Source organism: Fictibacillus sp. NRS-1165, assembly GCF_050468105.1.
In the GTDB taxonomy this organism is placed as follows: Bacteria; Bacillota; Bacilli; order Bacillales; family Fictibacillaceae; genus Fictibacillus_C; species Fictibacillus_C terrinigri.
Genome location: NZ_JBDPNU010000019.1, coordinates 77,980 through 99,113 on the forward strand (window position 1 = coordinate 77,980; position 21,134 = coordinate 99,113).

At 44.1% G+C, this 21,134-nt stretch carries 21 protein-coding genes and 1 pseudogene; 15 read left to right on the forward strand and 7 right to left on the reverse strand.

Annotated elements, in window-relative coordinates; all coding sequences use genetic code 11:
• Positions 1-70 precede the first annotated feature (70 nt).
• The 3 genes from ABHN01_RS07460 to ABHN01_RS07470 all read left to right on the forward strand — a co-directional run bounded on the left by ABHN01_RS07460 (position 71) and on the right by ABHN01_RS07470 (position 2,228).
• Positions 71-565: a Crp/Fnr family transcriptional regulator gene (locus tag ABHN01_RS07460; protein ID WP_429875007.1), complete on the forward strand. Its 495-nt coding sequence runs from the start codon at positions 71-73 to the stop codon at positions 563-565.
• Between the two features lie 102 nt (positions 566-667).
• Entirely contained in the window at positions 668-1,168 is a 501-nt protein-coding gene (locus ABHN01_RS07465) for a hypothetical protein (protein WP_429875008.1), read from the forward strand.
• Between the two features lie 64 nt (positions 1,169-1,232).
• Entirely contained in the window at positions 1,233-2,228 is a 996-nt protein-coding gene (locus tag ABHN01_RS07470) for an HD domain-containing protein (RefSeq protein ID WP_429875009.1), read from the forward strand.
• Here the strand turns inward: ABHN01_RS07470 and ABHN01_RS07475 are convergent, their stop codons facing one another.
• The 3 genes from ABHN01_RS07475 to ABHN01_RS07485 form a co-directional block, all read right to left on the reverse strand.
• Positions 2,229-2,924, reverse strand: a complete 696-nt coding sequence (locus ABHN01_RS07475; RefSeq protein ID WP_429875010.1) for a queuosine precursor transporter — start codon at positions 2,922-2,924, stop codon at positions 2,229-2,231. It lies immediately after the preceding gene.
• Between the two features lie 393 nt (positions 2,925-3,317).
• Positions 3,318-4,451 carry an alanine dehydrogenase gene (gene ald, locus ABHN01_RS07480; RefSeq protein ID WP_429875011.1) on the reverse strand — a complete coding sequence of 378 codons (1,134 nt, stop codon included), beginning with the start codon at positions 4,449-4,451 and terminating at the stop codon, positions 3,318-3,320.
• Positions 4,452-4,587: 136 nt separating this feature from the next.
• The gene (locus tag ABHN01_RS07485; RefSeq protein WP_429875012.1) at positions 4,588-5,829 is read right to left on the reverse strand and encodes a PucR family transcriptional regulator; all 1,242 of its coding nucleotides are present in this window, start codon (positions 5,827-5,829) and stop codon (positions 4,588-4,590) included.
• A 133-nt stretch (positions 5,830-5,962) separates the two neighbouring features.
• Here ABHN01_RS07485 and ABHN01_RS07490 point away from each other — a divergent pair, with 133 nt between their 5' ends.
• The 3 genes from ABHN01_RS07490 to ABHN01_RS07500 all read left to right on the forward strand — a co-directional run bounded on the left by ABHN01_RS07490 (position 5,963) and on the right by ABHN01_RS07500 (position 8,732).
• Complete coding sequence (locus ABHN01_RS07490; RefSeq protein ID WP_429875013.1) at positions 5,963-7,669, forward strand: M3 family oligoendopeptidase; 1,707 nt, start codon at positions 5,963-5,965, stop codon at positions 7,667-7,669.
• Positions 7,670-7,843: 174 nt separating this feature from the next.
• Positions 7,844-8,389: a DUF420 domain-containing protein gene (locus ABHN01_RS07495; protein ID WP_429875014.1), complete on the forward strand. Its 546-nt coding sequence runs from the start codon at positions 7,844-7,846 to the stop codon at positions 8,387-8,389.
• Positions 8,390-8,492: 103 nt separating this feature from the next.
• Positions 8,493-8,732: a hypothetical protein gene (locus ABHN01_RS07500; protein ID WP_290397676.1), complete on the forward strand. Its 240-nt coding sequence runs from the start codon at positions 8,493-8,495 to the stop codon at positions 8,730-8,732.
• Positions 8,733-8,772: 40 nt separating this feature from the next.
• Here the strand turns inward: ABHN01_RS07500 and ABHN01_RS07505 are convergent.
• Positions 8,773-9,389: pseudogene (locus tag ABHN01_RS07505) on the reverse strand (NAD(P)-dependent oxidoreductase).
• A 135-nt stretch (positions 9,390-9,524) separates the two neighbouring features.
• Between ABHN01_RS07505 and ABHN01_RS07510 the strand changes: the two are divergent.
• The 3 genes from ABHN01_RS07510 (at position 9,525) to ABHN01_RS07520 (ending at position 11,294) form a co-directional block, all read left to right on the forward strand.
• Positions 9,525-10,397, forward strand: coding sequence for an NAD(P)-dependent oxidoreductase (locus ABHN01_RS07510; protein WP_429875015.1), 873 nt, complete (start codon positions 9,525-9,527; stop codon positions 10,395-10,397).
• Positions 10,398-10,455: 58 nt separating this feature from the next.
• Positions 10,456-10,731 (forward strand): hypothetical protein, encoded by a 276-nt coding sequence (locus ABHN01_RS07515; RefSeq protein WP_429875016.1) that lies wholly within the window; start codon positions 10,456-10,458, stop codon positions 10,729-10,731.
• A 182-nt stretch (positions 10,732-10,913) separates the two neighbouring features.
• The gene (locus tag ABHN01_RS07520) at positions 10,914-11,294 is read left to right on the forward strand and encodes an SLAP domain-containing protein (RefSeq protein WP_429875017.1); all 381 of its coding nucleotides are present in this window, start codon (positions 10,914-10,916) and stop codon (positions 11,292-11,294) included.
• A gap of 248 nt (positions 11,295-11,542) precedes the next feature.
• On the opposite strand, the gene ABHN01_RS07525 is transcribed toward ABHN01_RS07520, so the two are convergent.
• Together ABHN01_RS07525 and ABHN01_RS07530 are read right to left on the reverse strand one after the other, a co-directional pair.
• Positions 11,543-12,040, reverse strand: coding sequence for a YajQ family cyclic di-GMP-binding protein (locus ABHN01_RS07525; RefSeq protein ID WP_290397680.1), 498 nt, complete (start codon positions 12,038-12,040; stop codon positions 11,543-11,545).
• Positions 12,041-12,304: 264 nt separating this feature from the next.
• A complete protein-coding gene (locus tag ABHN01_RS07530; RefSeq protein ID WP_429875018.1) occupies positions 12,305-12,658 on the reverse strand; it encodes a general stress protein in 354 nt (117 codons plus the stop codon).
• 145 nt (positions 12,659-12,803) lie between these two features.
• On the opposite strand from ABHN01_RS07530, the gene ABHN01_RS07535 reads away from it, so the two are divergent.
• The 4 genes from ABHN01_RS07535 to ABHN01_RS07550 all read left to right on the forward strand — a co-directional run bounded on the left by ABHN01_RS07535 (position 12,804) and on the right by ABHN01_RS07550 (position 19,288).
• On the forward strand, positions 12,804-12,950 hold the full coding sequence (locus ABHN01_RS07535; RefSeq protein WP_290397682.1) for a lmo0937 family membrane protein: 147 nt from the start codon (positions 12,804-12,806) through the stop codon (positions 12,948-12,950).
• 174 nt (positions 12,951-13,124) lie between these two features.
• Positions 13,125-13,826, forward strand: coding sequence for a polysaccharide deacetylase family protein (locus tag ABHN01_RS07540; protein ID WP_429875019.1), 702 nt, complete (start codon positions 13,125-13,127; stop codon positions 13,824-13,826).
• A 241-nt stretch (positions 13,827-14,067) separates the two neighbouring features.
• A complete protein-coding gene (locus ABHN01_RS07545) occupies positions 14,068-17,565 on the forward strand; it encodes a bifunctional 2',3'-cyclic-nucleotide 2'-phosphodiesterase/3'-nucleotidase (RefSeq protein WP_429875020.1) in 3,498 nt (1,165 codons plus the stop codon).
• 133 nt (positions 17,566-17,698) lie between these two features.
• On the forward strand, positions 17,699-19,288 hold the full coding sequence (locus ABHN01_RS07550) for an ATP-binding protein (RefSeq protein WP_429875021.1): 1,590 nt from the start codon (positions 17,699-17,701) through the stop codon (positions 19,286-19,288).
• A 64-nt stretch (positions 19,289-19,352) separates the two neighbouring features.
• On the opposite strand, the gene ABHN01_RS07555 is transcribed toward ABHN01_RS07550, so the two are convergent.
• On the reverse strand, positions 19,353-19,925 hold the full coding sequence (locus ABHN01_RS07555; RefSeq protein ID WP_429875022.1) for a beta-class carbonic anhydrase: 573 nt from the start codon (positions 19,923-19,925) through the stop codon (positions 19,353-19,355).
• A gap of 376 nt (positions 19,926-20,301) precedes the next feature.
• On the opposite strand from ABHN01_RS07555, the gene ABHN01_RS07560 reads away from it, so the two are divergent.
• Complete coding sequence (locus ABHN01_RS07560; RefSeq protein WP_429875023.1) at positions 20,302-20,538, forward strand: hypothetical protein; 237 nt, start codon at positions 20,302-20,304, stop codon at positions 20,536-20,538.
• A 310-nt stretch (positions 20,539-20,848) separates the two neighbouring features.
• Entirely contained in the window at positions 20,849-21,127 is a 279-nt protein-coding gene (locus ABHN01_RS07565; RefSeq protein ID WP_429875024.1) for a YwdI family protein, read from the forward strand.
• Positions 21,128-21,134 lie beyond the last annotated feature (7 nt).

The window sequence follows — 21,134 nt, forward strand, 5'->3', positions numbered from 1 at the left end:
TGTGTCAGCTTTTTCAACCTTTGTCGTCATGTTATAGTGGAGTGAGACTTGTGCAAAGAGGTGGAACACCGTGTTTTTACATAAAGGGGAAGTATTGTTTCGTCAGGGAGAAAGCGGTCCGCTCTATGAACTTAAGAGCGGGCTTCTTAAAGTCGTTCGAGTGCATGAAGATGGAACCGGTTCTCTGCTGAATTTAATTGTGCCGGGTGAAGTCATCCCGCACCATTCGCTGATCAGCCAAAAGGATTATCATGGAACTGCTGTTGCCCTGCTTCCTGCAGAAGTAGAAGTGATCCCTGAAAAAGAATGGTACGGCGATCTCTCAGAGAACCCGGAAAAATACAGAGAGGTAGCGCTGCTTCTGCAAACCAAACTGCGGATGATGCAGCAGCGCATCGACCAGCTGACCGCTGTTGCCACAAAAGACCGAGTGGTTCTGCTGCAAAACTGGTTTCGGCAATATTTTCCTGATATGTCGGTGAAAGACGTGCTGACACAGGAAGAGATCGGCCAGTTTGTCGGCCTTCGGCGTGAAACAGTGAATCGAGTGCTTCGTCATCTGTAAGTTTGCCATTTATGGGATATTTCACATAATGTTTTTCCTATATTTTCTTGCGAGCTGGCTCACACTAATGATGTATCACCAATCAAAGGAGGAATAAACAACATGAAACGTGTGATGATTTTAGCCACATCCATCTGTCTGAGCATCGTGCTGTTCTCGGGAGTACATGCCAGCGCAGAAGGAAACACCGGCAATCAGCCAAAACAACACATGCATAGAGATCACATGTGGAAAGAGCTTGCCCCATATAAAGACAAACTTCATGAGAAAAACCGGCTCAAAATACAGTACTACGAACTAAAGCAGGAAGCACTGTTAAAAAAAGATACAATCCTCAGACTGCACTCTGCGGGTGCCTGGCATCAAAATCCGAAAATGCAGGTGCACCATCAGGAGATGAAAAAGATCTGCCGAGAGATGAAGGGTCTTCGGCATAAGGCCAAGGCGGAAAAGAAAAATCTAAAGGCAGCAATTAAAGCGAAAGACAAAGTAAAAATCGAGACCCACTTTGATCACATGCTCCTTATTCAAAAGCAGGTCAATCAAAAGCTTGGCGAAAGAAATGCAGTGCTGGACTCCATGATTAAAGAAATAAAAAAATAAGCACCCAATGAGACAGGGAATTTCCTGTCTCTTGTTGTATGGTAGAGGTAAAAAGGGAGAAGGTATGCTGACGGTGAACCAACGGTATAGAGACGATCTTTACGGTGAATATAAGCTCGAAAAAATGCTGTGTGAACTCATTGAATCCGCCCCCGTCCAAAGGCTGAAAGGGGTCAGACAGGGGGGAGCCTGCTATCTTGTCAATCCAAAGTGGAACGTTACTCGCTATGAGCACTCACTCGGGGTTATGCTGCTCATCAGAAGGCTGGGAGGCTCCACGGAGGAACAGATTACAGGACTTCTACATGATGTGTCCCACACGGCATTTTCTCATCTCATCGATTATGTATTGGAGAAAAAGGAAGAAGATTACCACGAAGAAATATTCAAGGGAACCATCGATTCGTCAGTGATTCCTGATATCCTGCAAAAATATGGGTACAGCAAAGAAATCCTGCATCAAAGTGATTATTTCATATTGGAGCAGCCCCTGCCCGATCTCTGTGCCGATCGGTTGGATTATACATTAAGAGATATGTACACGTACGGCGTCATATCTTACGAGGAAGTACAGGAGTTTCTCCATTCTCTTACGGTAAAGGAAGATAGGTTTTTTATTGAATCGATTGAAAAGGCAACTTGGTTTGTTGAGACCTATTATAAGGAAGTGATCGATTTCTTCCTTCATCCTCTGAATGTATACAGCTGCGATGAATTAACGTCAATATTGAGATTGGCTCTGAAAGAAAATATCGTTTCTCTGTCTGACTTTTCAATGGACGATGACGGTCTCCTCGCGAAATTAAAAGCTAGCAAGCATCCTTTCATACGACAGGGCATCAAGGAACTGTTGAATCATTCAGTTCAGGTTGAAGAAAATGAAAACGACTATGATATACATAGAAAAAGCAAACTCCGCTTGATCGATCCGCTTGTCATGCATAAAGGCAGCTTGCACCGAGCTTCAACCGTTTCGGAAACGATACAGGAGCTTAACAGAGCGGCACTACAAAAAGCGATGAAAGGTGTGTATCTTAAAGTTAAAAAAAGCGAAGCCTGATCAGGCTTCGCTTTTTGTTTCCTCCTTAAATTTAAAGCTTCTTGCAATATAAATCACCGGCGTTGATGCTGCTGAAACAATAAATTTGAGCAAATAGGTGGTGATGAAAATCTCTAACCAGACGTTCCGTTCATAAACTCCAGCAAAGGCGATCGTGCAAAACACCAGAGAATCAATCATCTGACTCAGAAGTGTGCTTCCATTGTTCCGAATCCAAAGCTGTCCGTATCCAGGAAAGGCTTTTTTCAGCATGGAATACAGCTTGACGTCAATAAACTGGCAGATCAGATAGGCAGCAAGACTCGCAGCAGCCAGCCTTGGCATCAATCCAAACAGAGCCTCCATTGGTTTTTGTGCGAAATCACTTTGAGCGGGTTCAAACAGCAGTACCATCTGCATGATCACCGTCGTCATGATCAGCGTAAAAAAGCCAAACCAAACCGCTTTCCTTGCTTCTTTCTGTCCGTATTTTTCATTCAATAAGTCAGTAGAAAGGTATATTGTGGAATACATAGTATTACCAAGTGTCATCACAAGGCCGAACATCTCAATTGTTTTTACCACTTGGATGTTAGCCAGGATGGTAGCTGCTCCAACCCATACATATAACCCATTACGGCCAAACAGGCGGTAACAGGTTAAGAATAAAATAAAGTTCACGGCAGCAAATAAAATGCCATAGTAAACGTTAAACACGTCTTTAACCTCCTAGTTTTGATACAGCGGGAGTTCTCGAACCGCGCGGTGTATTCAGTTTTTCACAAAGGTCAATTATAGGAGAAGGAGGAAAAGAAAGCAATAAAGGCGAAGTTCGACAAATTATTTACCGGGAAATAAAGAAAAGCGGAAGTATCCTGTTTAGGTCCGACAAGCGTTGGAGGCTTTGAGCATAAAACGCGCTTTGTTTTCTGCTCAAAGGCGAAACGACCAAGGACGAATTGGTGTTTTTATTTCGTCATCCGAAGACCTATGCTGAAAACAAGAACCATGTTTTCGAGCCTGGAAGCTGGACATACTACTTTGAGCAGACATAGAAAAAAGCACCCTCCCCTCTTGAAAAGAGAGAAAAGTGCTTTTGATTTTTACCGATTAGATGGTTTGAAGCGTTTTTTCAAGAGCTGTCTCAGCAGAAACATACTCATAACCAAGATCCTTAGCTACTGCTTCATACGTGATATGCCCGCCAGCAACATTAAGACCCAATTTCAATGCAGGGTTAGAAAGCACTGCTGCTTTAACCCCTTTGTTCGCAATTTGAAGAGCAAAAGGAACCGTTGCGTTCGTTAATGCGATGGTGGATGTGCGAGGTACCGCACCAGGCATGTTGGCTACCGCGTAATGAAGTACTCCGTGTTTTTCGTAAGTCGGATTGTCATGTGTTGTAATGTGGTCAACCGTTTCAAAAATACCGCCTTGGTCGATCGCCACATCAACGATGACAGATCCTGGTGTCATGGATTTAATCATTTCTTCTGTAACAAGCTTAGGTGCTTTAGCACCAGGGATAAGAACAGCACCGATGACAAGATCAGACTCAGCTACAGCGTCTGCGATGTTCATTGGGCTGGACATAAGCGTTTGAACGCTTTTGCCGAAGATGTCTTCCAATTGGCGAAGACGGTCTGGGCTTAAATCGATGATCGTAACATCAGCACCAAGGCCAGCTGCTACTTTTGCAGCGTTTGTTCCTACAACACCGCCGCCGATCACTGTAACTTTACCGCGCTTCACTCCAGGAACGCCGCCAAGAAGGATACCTTTTCCTCCTTTTGGCTTTTCAAGGAATTGAGCACCGATCTGTGCTGACATGCGTCCAGCTACTTCACTCATTGGAGTCAAAAGTGGGAGCGTGCGATTTTGCTCAACCGTTTCATAAGCAATTGCCGTTACTCCGCTCTCTGTAAGAGCTGCTGCCAATTCAGGCTCAGCTGCAAGGTGAAGATAGGTGAAAAGAATCAAACCAGAACGGAAGTATTTGTATTCAGAAGCAAGAGGCTCTTTAACCTTCATGATCATGTCGGCTTTTGCCCAAACATCTGCCGCACTATCGATCATTGCTGCACCGGCTGACGCGTAATCTTCGTTAAGGAAGCCGCTTCCTTCTCCAGCGTTTGTTTCCACTAATACTTCATGCCCAGCTTTTATTAAAGCTACAACACCTGCAGGCGTCAAAGCTACACGGTTCTCGTTGTTCTTAATCTCTCTAGGTACACCAATAATCATTGCATAACCTCCTGGCGCCAAAATGATGGCGTTTTCATTATTACTGTGCCTACAGTATAATCCTTTCCTCTCTGAATTTCTTTGTGAGGAAAAGAGAAAAAAAAGAAGAGCATTTGTGAAATTTCACAAACGCTCTTCAATAAAAAAGCTGCTGAATCTTTAAATCAAGATAAAGCATCGTTTTCTGGTTCGTGTTCTTAAAATCAATCTGTCCAATTTCAGCGATTCGTTTCAGCCGGTAAGTCAGCGTATTGAGATGGATATGCAGCAGGCTGGCCGTAAGGTGTGTGTTGGAACCGGCTGACAGGTACGTATTCAACGTGTTGTACAGATCAGTCTTGTGGAGCCGGTCATACTCCTTCAGTTTTGTGAGGGCCTGATTTTGATAGCGGCTGCCGGACTGCTGCTGGTGGATGACATCAAGGAACTGGTAGATTCCTAAATTTTCATAGCCATACAATTCGGATGCAGCTTCTTTAAAGCGGTTCTTTATTTTTATCACCTGCAAGGCTTCCAGGTAGCTTTTTTCAGTAAGATGATACGAACTGTAGATTCCTCCAAAGCCTGCTGTGATTTCCCTCACCCCAAAACGTTCCTTCATTTGCAGGGTAAAGGATTGAATAAACTCTTGTAAAATTTCACTAAGCGGTTCCTTCAGTGCGGAGGTCACGAGCATGATCATTTGATTCTCGTCCAAGGCTGTGAGCTGGGCTTTGACGCTCTGATTGACAGATGTGATGTAGCTAATATTTTTCTCAAATGCAGTATCGATTTCATCAGGAAACTGAAGGATCAGTACAGAGACAGGAGAACTGGGCAGGATTCCAAGCTCCCGCAGGCTGTCCTGAATGGCTTCTTCATTTCGGCTGTGGCCTGTCAGAAGCTTCCAGAAGAATTCCTGAAGGCTTTCCTGTTTTCTTCTTGAACCGGTGTACAGCTGAAGCAGCTGGTTCTTTGCCGCCTGTGCTGCTTTCTTTAAAAGCTCCAAATCCTCATCTGACAGATGGCGGTTCACTTCGAGTACCCAAATGTAGCCGAGGATCTCTTCATTTTTTCGTATGGAAATGGCGACACGGTCTCCCAGGCCGACCTTGGAGATGGAGGATACACGAAGAGGGTCGTCGCTCGCCTGAAGTTCAGGGATGACCCCGTCTTTCCATAGGCTGTTAATAACCTTCTCTGGCACACGGCGGCCGATAATCGTCGCAATTCGTGCAGGGTCGGTGCTATTTTCATGGGTGCTGTAGGCAAGAAGCCGATGATTGGCGTCTTCGATCGTCACAGGGCAATGAAGGACTTCGCTGATCGTATCTGCAAGGTTTTCAAGGCTTCCGAACGTGCCTTTAAACGGATTATTTGTATAAGAGTCAGATTTCATACGATACGCTCCTGTCGGTGGACTGTTATCTCTATAATAAAACACATTGTCGCCCAAACCCTAGCCTTTTCATTCAAAAAAGGAAAAGAAGCGGCTGTGTAGAATACAGCAAGTGAAGAGAGGAGAAGATCAAATGAAATTTAGTCAGTTTACGTATAAACGGCCAAATATGGAACAGCTTCAAGAAGAGTTCAAACAAAAATTGAAAAGGTTTGAGCACGCGTCTTCTTTCCATGAGCAAAACAGTGTAATGACGGAGCTCGTATCCATTCGAAACCATTTTGAAACGATGCAAAGTATCGTACATATCAGGTATACATCGAATACAGAAGATCCTTTTTATAAAGAAGAGCACGATTTTATGGATGAAAACACTCCTGTCTATCAAGGGATGGTAAGCGAGTTCTTCAAGGCGATCGTCCAGTCCAAGTATAGGAAAGAGCTGGAAGGCAAGTGGGGCAAGCATCTGTTTAACCTTGCGGATGCAGAGCTAAAAACGTACTCACCCGAGGTTATTGAGGATCTTAAACTTGAAAATAAACTGAAGAGCCAGTATGTAAAGCTGCTGTCTTCCGCGAAAATTGATTTTCTAGGGGAAAAAAGAACACTTGCACAGTTGATTCCCTTTACTCAATCACCGGATCGAGCCACTCGGAAGAAAGCTGTGGAGGCGCAGTTCGGATTCTTAAATGACCATAAAGAGGAGCTGGACAGACAATATGATGAACTGGTGAAGCTCCGTACGTCCACCGCCAAGAAACTCGGCTATACCAGCTTTGTAGAGCTTGCTTATAACCGCTTGAACCGCACGGATTATGACAAGAACATGGTCAAAAAATTCCGCGACCAAGTGAAAGAGCATATCGTTCCATTCTGCACGTCTCTAAGGGAAAAACAAAAGGCGCGCATTGGGGTGGACAGCCTTAAATTCTATGATGAATCCTTCAGTTTTCCGCAGGGAAATCCAAAACCTAAAGGCGATGCGGATTGGATCGTTGAGCAGGGAGCAAAGATTTTCAAGCAGCTGTCACCGGAAACGGATGAGTTTTACACCTTTATGGTTGAAAATGAACTGCTGGATCTGATCGCGAAAGAAGGCAAGGCGCCTGGGGGCTATTGTACATATATCAGCGAGTACCAGTCACCGTTCATTTTCACCAACTTTAACGGCTCACAGGGTGATATCAGGGTACTGCTTCATGAAGCGGGACATGCCTTCCAGGTGTATACGAGCCGGGGCTATGAAGTGCCTGAGTACCAATTTCCAACGTTAGAAGCTTGTGAGATTCATTCCATGAGCATGGAGCTGATCACGTATCCTTGGATGGAGCAGTTCTTTGGAGAAGATACAGACCGCTATCTGTATGACCATTTAGCTGCTGCAGTAAAATTTATTCCTTACGGTGTGGCCGTCGACGAGTTCCAGCATTTCGTGTACGAAAACCCTGATGCCTCGCCGAATGAGAGAAAACAAGAATGGCGCCGGCTGGAGAAAAAATATTTGCCGCACCGCGATTTTGACGGCATGGAATTTTTGGAGGAAGGCGGATTCTGGCAGATGCAGACGCACATCTACCGCACGCCGTTCTATTACATTGATTACACACTGGCTCAAGTTTGCGCACTTCAGTTCTGGAAACGTTCACGGGAAAACCATAAAGCGGCATGGCAAGACTACCTGGAGCTTTGCGGCCGTGGAGGAAGCCTTCCATTTACTGAACTGGTGAACATTGCAGGACTGGTGTCTCCGTTTGAAGATGGATGTGTGAAATCCGTGATGGATGAAGTGAGAAATTGGGAAGCGCAGATCGATGACACAAAGTTATTGCAAAAAGCATAAATCCTTCGGTTCCGGCCCCCTGAGAAATTCAGGGGCTCTTTCACTGCGGGTAAATTTGTAGTTTTTTTGACAGATGGCTCTAATCTGTGATTTCAAGGAGGAGTTAGCTTCAGGTTTGTTGTCTACAATGGTAGAATAGGTAACGAAAAAGAAGATTATGAAGGAGACCTATCCATGAGCGATCAATCAAACTCTACCGTGAAGCAGAGAAATTACACGCCTGTTGTCATTGGGCTTTCGATAGCGATCAACGTTCTTGTTGTTATTTTATTTTTCTTACCGGCCTACAACGGCAAGGTATCATTCGATGTTCATCTTCTCCCCCGCCTGAATGCGATTTTTAACAGCTTTACCTTTGTGTTTCTTTTGGCGGCGCTGTTTTTTATCATTAGAAAAAACATTAAGCTGCATAAGCGTTTTATCTTTGCAGCATTTACTTCGACCGCTCTGTTTTTGCTTTCTTATGTAACGTATCACTATCTGGCCGAATCTACGAAATATGGCGGAGACGGCCCGTTAAAATACATCTATTTCTTTATTCTGATCACACATATTGTTTTGGCCGCTCTTATTGTTCCCCTTGCGCTCTTTACTCTTGCCCGCGGATTAAACATGCAGGTGGAAAAACATAAGAAGATTGCCCGCTGGACGATGCCGTTATGGCTGTACGTCAGTTTAACGGGTGTTGTTGTTTATTTAATGATTTCAACATATTATTAAAAGGCAGGAATGTTCCTGCTTTTTTTTTTACATAAAAAGAAACCGAATAGCATTGCCGCAAACGGGTAGTAATAAGAAATGAACATAAAAGGAGGAGAAGAGCTTGAGCATTGAACAAAAATTGGAGAATGCTGTTCAGTATATTAAAGAGAAGACGTCCTACGAGGAGGATAAAATCCGACGCGTTCTAAAAGAGGAAGGGCATTACTTTGATTTGCAGAGTGCGGATGTCGATATGGACGAGCTCATTGACCATCTTGCAAGAAAAACAAACCTGACCGAGCTTGAGGTTGATGCCATCTTGGAAAAAGAACTTCAGTATTATGAGGAAACTGAAGAATAAAAAGCAGAGCCCGTCAGTTGATCTGACGGGTTTTTTCGATTCAGTAGCAAATGCCGACGCGGCTCTGTAAAAATTCAGTGGAGGCCAGCTGTTTATAGGTAAAATCAGCCGTGTCTCCTGTACTGATCTGATTTCCATCTACAGGGAGAAAACCTTTTTCCACCCGGTAGATTCCTGTCGCAGGACCGTCAGGCAAGTAAGTCGGACAAACGATCGTCCACTGAAGGACCGATTGCTTCATGGCCGATGCACGGTGGTGTTCTTCAGCCGCTCTTGTCAGCCTCCTTCTTGATTCGCTTGATTGATATCGAAGTAATCCGGCTCTGTGCGGCTTTCCAGAATACCCGCCGTTCCAATGGCAATGAGCCGCTTCATTCCCCGATTCGTCATCTCCCGAATTACAAGCGGCATGGAGTCTGACAGCACGCTCCCGCCATCCGTCCCCAAAGCACTGATGACAGCTTCGCAGTCTTCCATCGCCCTCCTAAGATCCGCCTCAACAGTAGCATCACCGGCATGAATCTTAAGGTTTTCATGGACCGCACCCAGTTTCTCAGGATGTCTGGCGAGTGCATGCACTTGATGGCCATCATTTAACGCTTTTTGCAATACACCGCTGCCGACCCTCCCAGTAGCTCCTAACAGCAATAGATTCATGGGTCATCCCTCCTTCATTGTTGTCTCAAAATCTACCTTACCTGATAGAGGGCATCTACAGCAAAAATAAATCATTAGTATGTTACTTTTTATTTCTCTATAATGAGAACCAAAGACAAATAAGGAGGACTCATTATGAATCAAAACAAGGCAGTTGGTTTTATAGGAACAGGCGTAATGGGAAAAAGCATGGCTGCACATCTCTTAACAGCAGGGCATCCCGTACATATTTATACGAGAACACGAGAGAAGGCCGAAGAGCTGCTGAGCAAAGGAGCTGTATGGAGGAGCACGGTGGCTGAGGTGGCAAAAGCTTCTGAAGTAGTGATCACGATGGTTGGGTATCCGTCGGACGCGGAAGAGATCTACTTCGGAGAGGATGGAATCTTGGAAAATGCGGAAAAGGGTACATATGTGATCGATATGACAACCTCGAGCCCGCAGCTGGCTGAAAAAATCTCCAATTCAGCAAGAAAGCTTGGGCTGCATGGCCTTGATGCTCCTGTATCCGGCGGAGACGTGGGAGCACGCGAAGCAAAACTGTCGATTATGGTCGGCGGAGAGAAGGAAGACTTTGAGGCGGTTCTCCCTATTCTGCAGCTGATGGGACAGAACATCGTTCATCAAGGAAAAGCCGGAGCCGGGCAGCATACAAAAATGTGCAACCAGATTGCGATCGCCTCAGGTATGATCGGTGTGTGTGAAGCTGTTATATACGCTGAAAAGGCGGGTCTGGATCCGTCATCCGTGTTGAAAAGCATTGAATCAGGTGCGGCGGGCAGCTGGTCCCTTTCTAATCTGGCGCCGCGCATTATCAATGGGAACTTTGAACCTGGCTTCTATGTGAAGCATTTTATTAAAGATATGAAGATTGCCCTCGAATCCGCTGAGGATATGGGACTATTGACTCCAGGACTGAAGCTGGCCAAGGATCTATACGAGGAGCTTGCTGAAATGGGCGAGGGAAACAGTGGAACACATGCGTTGTACAAACGGTTAAAACGATAATTTTCCAGAAAGAATGTCATGACTATTTTCCTGGGTACATACTCTTGTGAAAAGAGGGGTGCCAATAGCGATACGATTGATTAAGATTTCGGCGCTGCATTTTGTATTGGGTGCCGGACTCAGAATGTTTATGTCGATCCCCTATGGTTTTCAATTGAAAAGTGTGCACGCGCATGTTAACTTGCTCGGCTGGATTGCGCTTACTCTCGCGGGCATTATCTATTATTTAATTCCTGCAGCCGCTGAGGGCCGGCTGGGGAATCTTCATTTTTGGCTGCATAACATCGGTGCCGATCATGCTGCTGTCGCTTTCCTTATATGTGTACGGACATGAACAAGCAGAGACGTTTATTGCAATCGGGCGTCCAATACTGCCTTGGGGATTTTGCTGTTTGCGATAAACATCTGGAGAAACGTGAAAGACTAGACACCTGGGGCGTGCCCCGGTTGCGTTTTTGGGCCGGGATGGGTAAATGTGATATGATACGGGGAGCAACATCAAAAGGATGTGTTAGCATGCAGCGTTTAATATACGAGTATTCATGGGATAAAGCAATCGCCGGCCAGGATCGGAAAACGATAGAAAAGGTCTTTCAAGAGACGTCTATCCCTTCAGGACAAGCTGCTTCTTTTGCCATGATCCGCACGGCCATCAATCATAAAGGAGAATTGCTCGTAACGGGAATTCTCCATCATTTCCGCAAGGAAACGTTTACTGTCCAAAACATGGAGATGACCTATAAAGAGAACGGAAAAACGATAGCAAAATTCATCTTTACCGTGCCGCAGATCGTGCTGGAAGCTGAAACGAGCATGCCCTGGACGTTTATTTTTCCAGTGGAGAGCTTAATAAACAAACCGGCATTGGCTGACGGCCAGCTGGACTTTATAAACTAGGCTTTGTTAAGGATAGTTGGGAATAAGAAAAACCCGGGAATGAGAAGGATCCCGGGTTTTTCTTATTCCGGTCGGTCTTCGGAGGGATTGATCGAACGGTTGATACTCGACACCAATCGACCTCATTCGATGCATTTTTTTCACAGCCAACACCCCCTCTACAGCAACGGCGCAACCCCAAACAAAAAACGCCTGCCCCACTATCGGGACAGGCTCCTGCTGCTCATCGCTTGAGAATGACTCAGCTTTTAGCGGTAATTGATAAATTGTACTTCAATGGGCAAGTCTGCCTGGCGGATGGCGGCGATAATCTGTTGAAGGTCGTCGCGGCTTTTTCCGGACACACGCACCTGATCATCCTGCACCTGGCTTTTCACTTTCACGCCGGAATTTTTAATGATGGTGTTGATTTTTTTGGCATTTTCTTTGTCGATCCCTTGGACGAGCTTGGCGCGCTGGCGAACCGTACCGCCGGAAGCCTGCTCAATTTTGGAGTAATCCAGGTTCTTGATCGGGACATCCCGTTTAATCAGTTTGCTGATCAAGACGTCCTTCAGCTGCTCCATTTTAAATTCATCATCAGAAATAAGGGTTAGCTCCTGGTTGGCTTTATCCAATGAAATATCACTTTTGCTGCCTTTAAAGTCATAGCGGTTCGTAATTTCCTTCATGGCGATATTGATCGCGTTATCCACTTCAGACAAATCAACTTTAGAAACAATGTCAAACGAGCTTTCTTTACTCATTTTTCCAGCCTCCTTTATGTATCTATCACTCTATTATACTAACATTATATCGCTGTTTTCAGTTTTGACAAAACTCTGTAAAATTATAACGGGCCAACGTCGGCAAGGTTATGTTCAAAAAATAGAATTGATGTTCAAAAACTGCTCCTTTATGTTCAATCGGTTGATACACAAATAATGACAAGAGTGGACATCTCTATTTTTACACGAAAAAAGGGACAGGCTTCACAACACGTGACCCTGTCCCATTTTAATCATTTAACCTTACACCCAAGTGTCGAGATTGTTATCTCCTTTTACAAGCACAAGAACTTTACCTTCATCGAGCTTTCTTTCGTACTGCTGTGCTTCAATGGAGCTTAACCCGACTTCCTCAAGTTTGCTGCGCAATTCATCCCCGCGTTTTTGGAAGAGATTTTTAACGGCAGTTCCTAGTCCCTCTTCTGCCGTTCCGATGGTGTTTGCGTCTGCAGCATCTGCGATATCACGCGTGTCATCCCTCTCATGTGCAAGGACGTAGATATCATCGTGGTCGATTCCTCGAGTTTCCAGTTCGTTAACCGCAGAAATAACTTCTTGTTCTGTAGAAAATTCCCGTACTAACGGTTTAACAGCCATGGTTAAATTCCTCCTTTTTAATGAATTACAGTTGTTATGTACACGTTTTTCAGTCTTTGTAAACATGGAAAAATGATCCTGGCGTTTTATGCTCCTTACTTTGGGGAAAATAAGGAGAAATGAAACAAGAAAGGAAGAGACCCAAATGATCTGGACAATTATTGGTATATTAATCGTACTATGGCTGTTGGGACTTATTTTTAAGATCGCTGGCGGTATTATTCATATTCTTCTGATTGCGGCCGTTGTCGTCCTTGTTTTCAAATTAATTAAAGGAAGACGGTCCGCATGACCCATGGGGTGCTTCATCTGTTGAAGAATCCCTTTTTTATGTAGGCCTTCCGGATATTTTCAAAACTCGGTATCCTTTGGCACCCTTAAATAGGAGCATTTTTAACTGGAAGCCATCGATATCCCGGTAAAAGAATCGTTTCCTCCGAATAGCTTGTGGGTAGGAGGGATGATTGTGAAAATCGCATTTAAAACAATGGGAGTGCTGGCGATACTCTATTTAGCCATCCTGGCGCTGCCCTTGGATGAAAACAAGGTTAAAGCAGAACGCGAACCGGAACATAAAAAAGTGTATTTAACGTTTGATGATGGACCATCGGAAACGACGGACGAACTCATTAGTGACTTAAATGACTATCACGCTTCTGCGACTTTTTTTATGCTTTCACCTCATATGAAACAATACCCTGTGGAAACCTTGAGATTGGCTTTTAGCCAAAATGCGGTTGGATGCCATGGTGTGACCCACGATAAAGAAGCGTTTTATCACAGTGCTTCAACGGTTGCGGGTGAAATGAAAACATGCCGCCAAACGATGGAAAACATCACGGGTGAGCGTTCCAATCTTGTTCGTGTGCCATACGGGAGTGTGCCGGACATGAAACCTGCTTATATAGAGGCATTGAAGCGGAACGGATTTATCATGTGGGATTGGAACGTTGACAGTGTGGACTGGGGCAGCAATGATGACAGCTGGGTCAGTAAAACGATGGAGCAAGTAGAAATAGTTGAGATGAACCAGCAAGACCCGGTCATCGTCATGCATGATAAGGAAATGACCGCTCGGGATCTTCCGGCCCTGCTTCACGCGCTTCAAAAGCAAGGCTATGAGTTTTCACCTATAAAAGAAAATCAAAAACCTGTTGTATTCCAGTAAGAAAAGCTGCCGGGACTGAAATCCGGCGGCTTTTTTTTATCGTTCCTTTTCCGTATTCAAAAGCGGAATGAAATAGTGTGTTTTATAGGTTTAAAGAACTGAAATTGTAGGTCTTTCTTATTAATTTTACAAAAATATCATATATTTACCTTTATTTTACGAATAAAGTCTTTAATTTTTATTTTCAAAATATATAATTAAATTGGCAATAAAATAACTGAATGATTTTAGGGGGATACGTATGGGGAAAAAGTCCTTTACTTCCATGGGACATTCTTTACTGGCATCAACAATGGCATTAACCGTACTTGCTTCACCGTTTACTATGGATTCGGTCCATGCTGCAGTAATGCCGAAAACACAGAGCAAAACGGAATCGGTCCAGCTTAGGATTCTTGGTACAACCGATATCCACACCCATATCGCAAACTATGATTATTATAAAGATGCAGAAACAGATGAATTCGGTTTCGCAAAAACAGCAACCCTCATCAAAAAGGCGAGAAGCGAAGCCAAGAATACTCTCCTTTTTGACAATGGCGATTTGATTCAGGGAAATCCGCTGGGAGATTACAAAGCGAAAGTGGACAAGCTTGAGAACGGGGAAATGCATCCGGTTTTCAAAGCGATGGAGCTATTAAAGTATGATGCGGCAACGGTAGGAAACCATGAGTTTAACTATGGTCTTGATTACCTTCAGGAAGTATTGGATGATGCTCCGTTCCCGTACGTGAACTCCAACGTTTTTAAAGATGATCATGATAAAAACCCTTATAACGACAGGAACTATTTTAAACCTTATAAAATTATTAAAAAGAAAGTCGTCGATGCAAAAGGGAATAAGCACGTCATTAAAGTCGGTGTGATTGGTGCTGTTACTCCTCAGATCACCATGTGGGACAAATCCAACCTGGATGGAAAAGTGATCACAAAGGATATCGTCGAAACGGTGAAATCCTATATTCCTAGAATGAAAAAAGACGGAGCGGATATCATTGTTGCTCTGGCTCACTCCGGAATTGGAGATATGGACCGCAAACAGATGGAAGAGGATGCCGCTTATGACCTTACTAAAGTCAAAGGCATCGATGCGATTATTTCAGGACACAATCATAAAACGTTCCCTGGCGATTTCGCCAGCCTGCCGGGTGTGGATGAAAAGAACGGTACGATTAACGGCAAGCCGGTCATCATGCCTGGAAACTGGGGTAACCAGCTTGGGGTAATGGACCTTGGCCTTGTAAAAGCCAAAGGAAAATGGTCTATCGCCAAAGCGAAGACTTCATTACGGGCGGTCTATGACAAAGTAAACAAGAAAAGCCTCGCCAAAACCGATGAAAGCATCATTAAGGCGATTAATAAAGACCATAAAGGGACCATCGATTATGTCCGCCAGCCGGTTGGACAGACAAGTGCTGACATCAACAGCTACTTCGCACTTGTCCAGGATGATCCATCCATTCAAATCGTAACGAACGCACAAAAATGGTACGTTGAAAAGCAATTAAAAGGAACGAAGGATGAAGGCCTGCCGGTATTATCTGCAGGGGCTCCATTTAAAGCAGGCGGAAGAAACGGTGCGAACTACTACACCAATATTCCAAAAGGCACGATTGCGATCAAGAACGTCTCTGATCTATATCTGTATCCGAACACGGTAGCCACAGTCAAAGTAAAAGGCTCTGATGTGAAGGAATGGCTCGAGATGTCTGCTGGGCAGTTCAACAAGATCGATCCATCTAAAAAGGAAGAGCAGGCGCTTGTGAACAACGATTTCCCAACGTATAACTTTGATGTTATCGATGGTGTAACTTATGACGTCGATGTCACACAACCTGCGAAATACGACAAAGACGGAAACGTGATCAATCCTGATTCCAGCCGTATTAAAAATCTTCAATACAATGGCAAGCCGATTGACAATAACCAGGAATTTATTGTCGCAACGAATAACTACCGTGCAAACGGAACGTTCCCTGGCGTGAAGAATAAAACAGCAGTTAACCTGTACCCTGACGAAAACCGCCAAGTCATCATCGATTATATCCGTGAACGCGGAACGATCGATCCTTCTGCTGACCAAAACTGGAAATTTGCTTCTGTAGCAGGAGAACCGAGTGTAACCTTTGAATCTACACCTGACGCTCAAAAAGCAATACCGGCGGATGGCGCTATTCAATATGTGGGCTCTGCAGCAGAGGGCTTCGCGAAATACGCTTACAAGCTTAAAAAGCTTGAAAACATTAATGTTCAGCTGTTGGGGATCAATGATTTCCATGGCCAGCTTGATACGTTCAATGCAAAGATCAATGCAGGCGGGGCAGAATTTCTAGCCGCTTACTTAAAACAGCGTGAAGCAGCCAATCCTAATACATTGCTCCTGCATGCAGGTGATGCGGTTGGAGCCAGCTCTCCAGTATCTGCTTTGCTGCAGGACGAGCCTACGATCCGTTTCCTGAACAAATTGGGCTTTGATGCGGGAACCATCGGAAACCATGAGTTTGATGAAGGCGTAAAAGAAATGATGCGTCTGATCCTTGGGGGGAGCCACCCGAAGACAGAAGCGAAATACGGCAAGTTTGAAGGTGCAAGCTTTCCTTATGTAGCAGCGAATGTCATCGACAAAAGCACGAACAAGCCTCTTCTTGATCCTTATGTGATCAAAGAAGTAGGCGGAGCAAAGATAGGCATCATCGGCGTGGTCCTATCTGATACACCAAGCATCGTTATTCCAAGCGGCGTGGAAGGCGTTCAATTTACAGATGAGGCAGAAGCCATTAACAAATATGCAAAAGAACTGGAAGCAAAAGGGATTAAATCCATCGTCGTGCTTGCCCACAACCCGGCAAACTCTACAGCTGACGGCCAAAACGCAACCGGCGAACTGGTAGATATGGCAAATAAAGTGGATGATGAAGTTGACGTGATGTTTGGCGGCCATAACCATGCGCTAACGAATGCTGTCGTCGACAACAAGCTTCTCGTTCAATCCTATTCTTCAGGAACCGCATTCTCTGATGTAGATCTTGTTATCGATCCAAAAACACAGGATATCGTAAAAAAGAACGCGGAAGTCGTCACTGTAGACCGTGGGAAAATTGCGCCGGATCCTGATATTAAAGCATTTGTTGATAAATACGTAGCAGATGTTGCTCCTATTCTAAACGAAGAAATCGGAGACACACCTAACTACATCAGCAAAGATGCGAATGCAGACGGCGAATCTCCAATGGGGAACTTGATCGCGGACTCCATGAAAGAACAGACGAAGACCAATTTCGCCTTTATGAACCCAGGCGGAGTGCGTGCAGATATTGACGCAGGAAAAATTACGTGGAAAGAAGCGTTTACCGTTCAGCCTTTCGGAAATGACCTTGTGAAAATGGATATGACCGGTGCTCAAGTTAGAAGTCTTTTGGAGGAGCAATGGGCAGACCCGACACGTGCAAAGATCCTTCAGATTTCAGGGCTGAAGTTTTCCTATGACGATTCAAAGGCGGCAGGAGAACGGATCGTGAGCATCACGCTTCCTGATGGAAATCCTGTGGATCCGGCCAAAACCTATTCTGTCACGGTGAATAACTTTATGGCAGGCGGCGGAGATGGATACACAACCTTAAAGAACGGCAAAAACTCTGAGATTGATATCGTAGATCTTGAAGCATTTGTGAAATACATCAAAGCCAAAGGTACAGTGGATCCTAAAGTTGAAGGCAGAATCACAAAACTGAACAAATAGGCCGCAGCAAGCCAGACCAGCTTAAACCCTCTCCGTAATGGGAAGGTTTAAGCTTTTTTGTTCCGCAGGCAACCCCTTTATTTGTGATATAATCCAGTTGTTGGAGTGATTACTGGATGAAGGAGCCCGAACAGTGAATGGTTTTACAGATGATCAATTAATCTTAATCAAGAAAAGAAATAAGCTCCTTTATAAATTGTTGTGGGGATTTTTTGTTATTGATGTTCTCTTTGATTATATTTTCGACCGCGATATTGTTTCGTTCATGCTGCCGGTAGGGTTTAGCATTGGAGGCCTTATTACCTTTTTTGCGGTATGGAACCGCACACCTGTTTTTTCAATGTATCTAACCGTAACAGGTATTTTTTCTTTTCTATTCTGTTTAATATCCGTACAGCCTGTTTTGGTCAACTATCTCTACATTTGGTTCTGCCTTTTGCTGAGCACGATTTACAGCCAATACAAAGTCATTATTTATTCTGGTGCCTTGGCTGTCGCCATGTCTACTTATTTCTTTTTTACGGATCGGGAGCTCTTTTCCTCGGTTGAAGACTTTGATTTGGTCTTTATTCTATTGTTGCTCGTTTTTTTAACAGTTTTCTTTGTTCTTTCGACTCAGTTTACAGAAAACCTCCGGATGAGGGCTGAGAACAGGGAAAGGCATACTGCCAGCCAGCTGGTGGAATCGAAAGAATATTTTCATTCTGTCTTTTCACAGACAGCGGATGCCATCCTCGTTCAAAACCTAAAAGGAGATGTCCTCGCAGTAAACAGGGCATTCATTGAGCTTTACGGATGGAAGGAAGAAGAAGTGCTGAGAAAGCCGTTTCAGCATATTCCATCTACTCAAATGCATATGATCGGCGAGGTATTTCAGAAAATGATTAAAGGAGAAGCGGTTTCTGGTTATGAAATGGTCAACCAAAAGAAAACAGAAGAACTGTTTCCGGTCTCTGTCACCTTTTCTCCGATCCGCAACCCTGATGGCACAATTAAAGCGATAGCCGGAATTTACCGTGATATCACAGAAACGAAGCGGACTGAAGAACTGATCATACAGTCAGAAAAACTTTCAGTCATCGGCCAGCTGGCTGCGGGTGTTGCCCATGAAATCAAAAATCCGCTGGCCATTCTGTCAGGATTCGTGCAGTTCATGCAGGAGGAGCATATTTCCGATGAGTACACGACGATCATGCTGACGGAAATTAATAGGATGAACAGGATTTTAGAGGAATACATGCAGCTGGCAAGAGTGAAGCAGTTCACGTATGAGGAAGTGGATTTGTCCGGGCTTGTAAAGGAAACCTTGCTGCTGATGGAGGCGTTTGCCAGCCTCTCCAATATTTCAATCAAAAATGGGATTCAGGATGACTGCCGGATCAGGGGTGATTCAAACTCCCTGAAACAAGTTTTCATCAATCTGATTAAGAATGCAGTGGAAGCCTCTCCTAAAGGAAGCCATGTTGAAGTATCGGTCAAACGCATTAGCGAAGGCTACGCAATCATTGAAGTTAAAGACGAAGGGCATGGCCTCGATAAGGATCAGCTCAAAAAGCTGGGAGAACCGTTCTTTACAACAAAGGATAAGGGGACCGGGCTCGGATTGATGGTAAGTTTTAAAATCATTGACCAGCATAACGGAGAAGTTACAGTGACAAGTGAACCGAATAAAGGAACAGTCTTTTCGATCAAATTGCCAAAACTTCCAAAAAAAAGCTCCTGACTGTACAGCCAGGAGCTTTTTAATGCAAAGAAGGGTATACTATCCAGATTTTTCGTACCTAACCCTAGTGCTTTTCTTGTTCATACCCATCAACCACAACATCGAGCTTTCCGGTTTCCGGATCGATTACGAGGCCATGAATGCGAACACCCTCAGGAAGAAGCGGGTGATGCTTCACCATGCTTACGCTGTCTTTCACTGCATCCTCTACCTTATCAAACCCTTTGAGCCACTGATTAAAATCCATGCCTGAGTATTTTAAGGTATTGAGTGTTTCTTCCTGGATGCCTTTATCTTTCATCTTTTCGATAAAATCATCCGGATCAAGAGCACTCATTCCGCAGTCGTGATGGCCGATAACACAGACCTCGGATGCTTTTAAAGCATAAATGGCGACAAGGATACTGCGCATGACACTTCCAAAAGGATGGGCAATAATCGCACCGGCAGTTTTGATATGCTTAACGTCACCGTTTTTTATATTCATGGCTTGCGGAAGAAGTTCTGTCAGCCTTGTATCCATACATGAAATAATAACAAGCTTTTTCTCAGGAAACTTCGTCGTCTGGTATCTCTGGTATTCTTTATTTTCCACGAACTTTTCATTGTAAGCTAAAATTTCTTTTAAAATAGACAAGTTACTCTTCCCTTCCATAGAACTCTTTTTTTACTATTTTATCGAAAGATCCGCAGAAATCAAATTTTAAAAGTTTTTATTAGACGAAACAAGCGTGTTATCGATAAAAAAACAGGCTGAAACATCATCAGACAGAACGATGCTCTCAAGAATGGTTCGTATTTTGTTGGACAACGCAAAGATATGTAGGAAAAAAACTAGGAAACAAAGCAGATTGTGACAAACATTTCCTTTTGCGCTTCGTATAATCAAACTATCAAGAACATAAGATAGTAAGTTATGAAAGCATCTAGTCAGGAAGAAAGGGGGACTGGCCGAAGGAAACACTGGTAAGCCATTAAAATAGATTTACGAATAAAAAGGGGGATGAACGGATATGGAACAATCTGTGTTTTTAATAGCCATTATTCTATTTACGGTGAACGTGATGTTTCAAAAAGCGGTTGCCTTGATGATCACCAAGGTGGAACAAACGGTTCGTGCGAAAGAGCAGAAATACCGCGTGGCAGCCAAGCTGGTTGAAGCCATTAAAAAGAAAGAACGACCGCTCTTCCAACAGATCAACAACTATAAACAAGAACGCCGTAAAGTGAAGTGGGTGGATACATCTTAACAAAATACGAACAACCAATTCAAATCGAGGGGAGAGGATAAATGATATTATTAAGAATGGCTAGATACTACTTAGTAATACTTAAGGAAATGGAAGTATATGAAGGGTATTCTGCTGGCAGATCCAAAAATCTATTAAAATGGATAATTCATAGGGTTTCGCGGCCTGGATCACCGTGAAACATTGTGAATTTCAATAATAAATGCGCGGAGTATGTCGGGCAGTCTCTTTTGGGCTGTCTTTTTTTCGTGAAGAAAAAATGTGGTACTATAAGAACAGCATAGAAGGTTTATCGGAAGGAGAACATATCATGAGTATTTCCGTTCGGCATATCATCACACTGATGGAAAAGCATTTGACTGAATTGAAGCAGCTCCCGGAGGGTTCGCCAAAAACAAAGGAGAATGCGGCTGCCATTAAGACACTCTGCGATCTTATGCTGGAGTCTGACACTGCCAGGGAGGCCGGCCAGTGGATGGAGCCCTCCCCCATTTCGGCTCCGCCTGGATTTACAGGTCCATTGACCAAACCGAATAAAAAGATGGATGATGACGAAGAAGGCAATGGCGACTCCATTTTTGATTTCTAGAATAAAG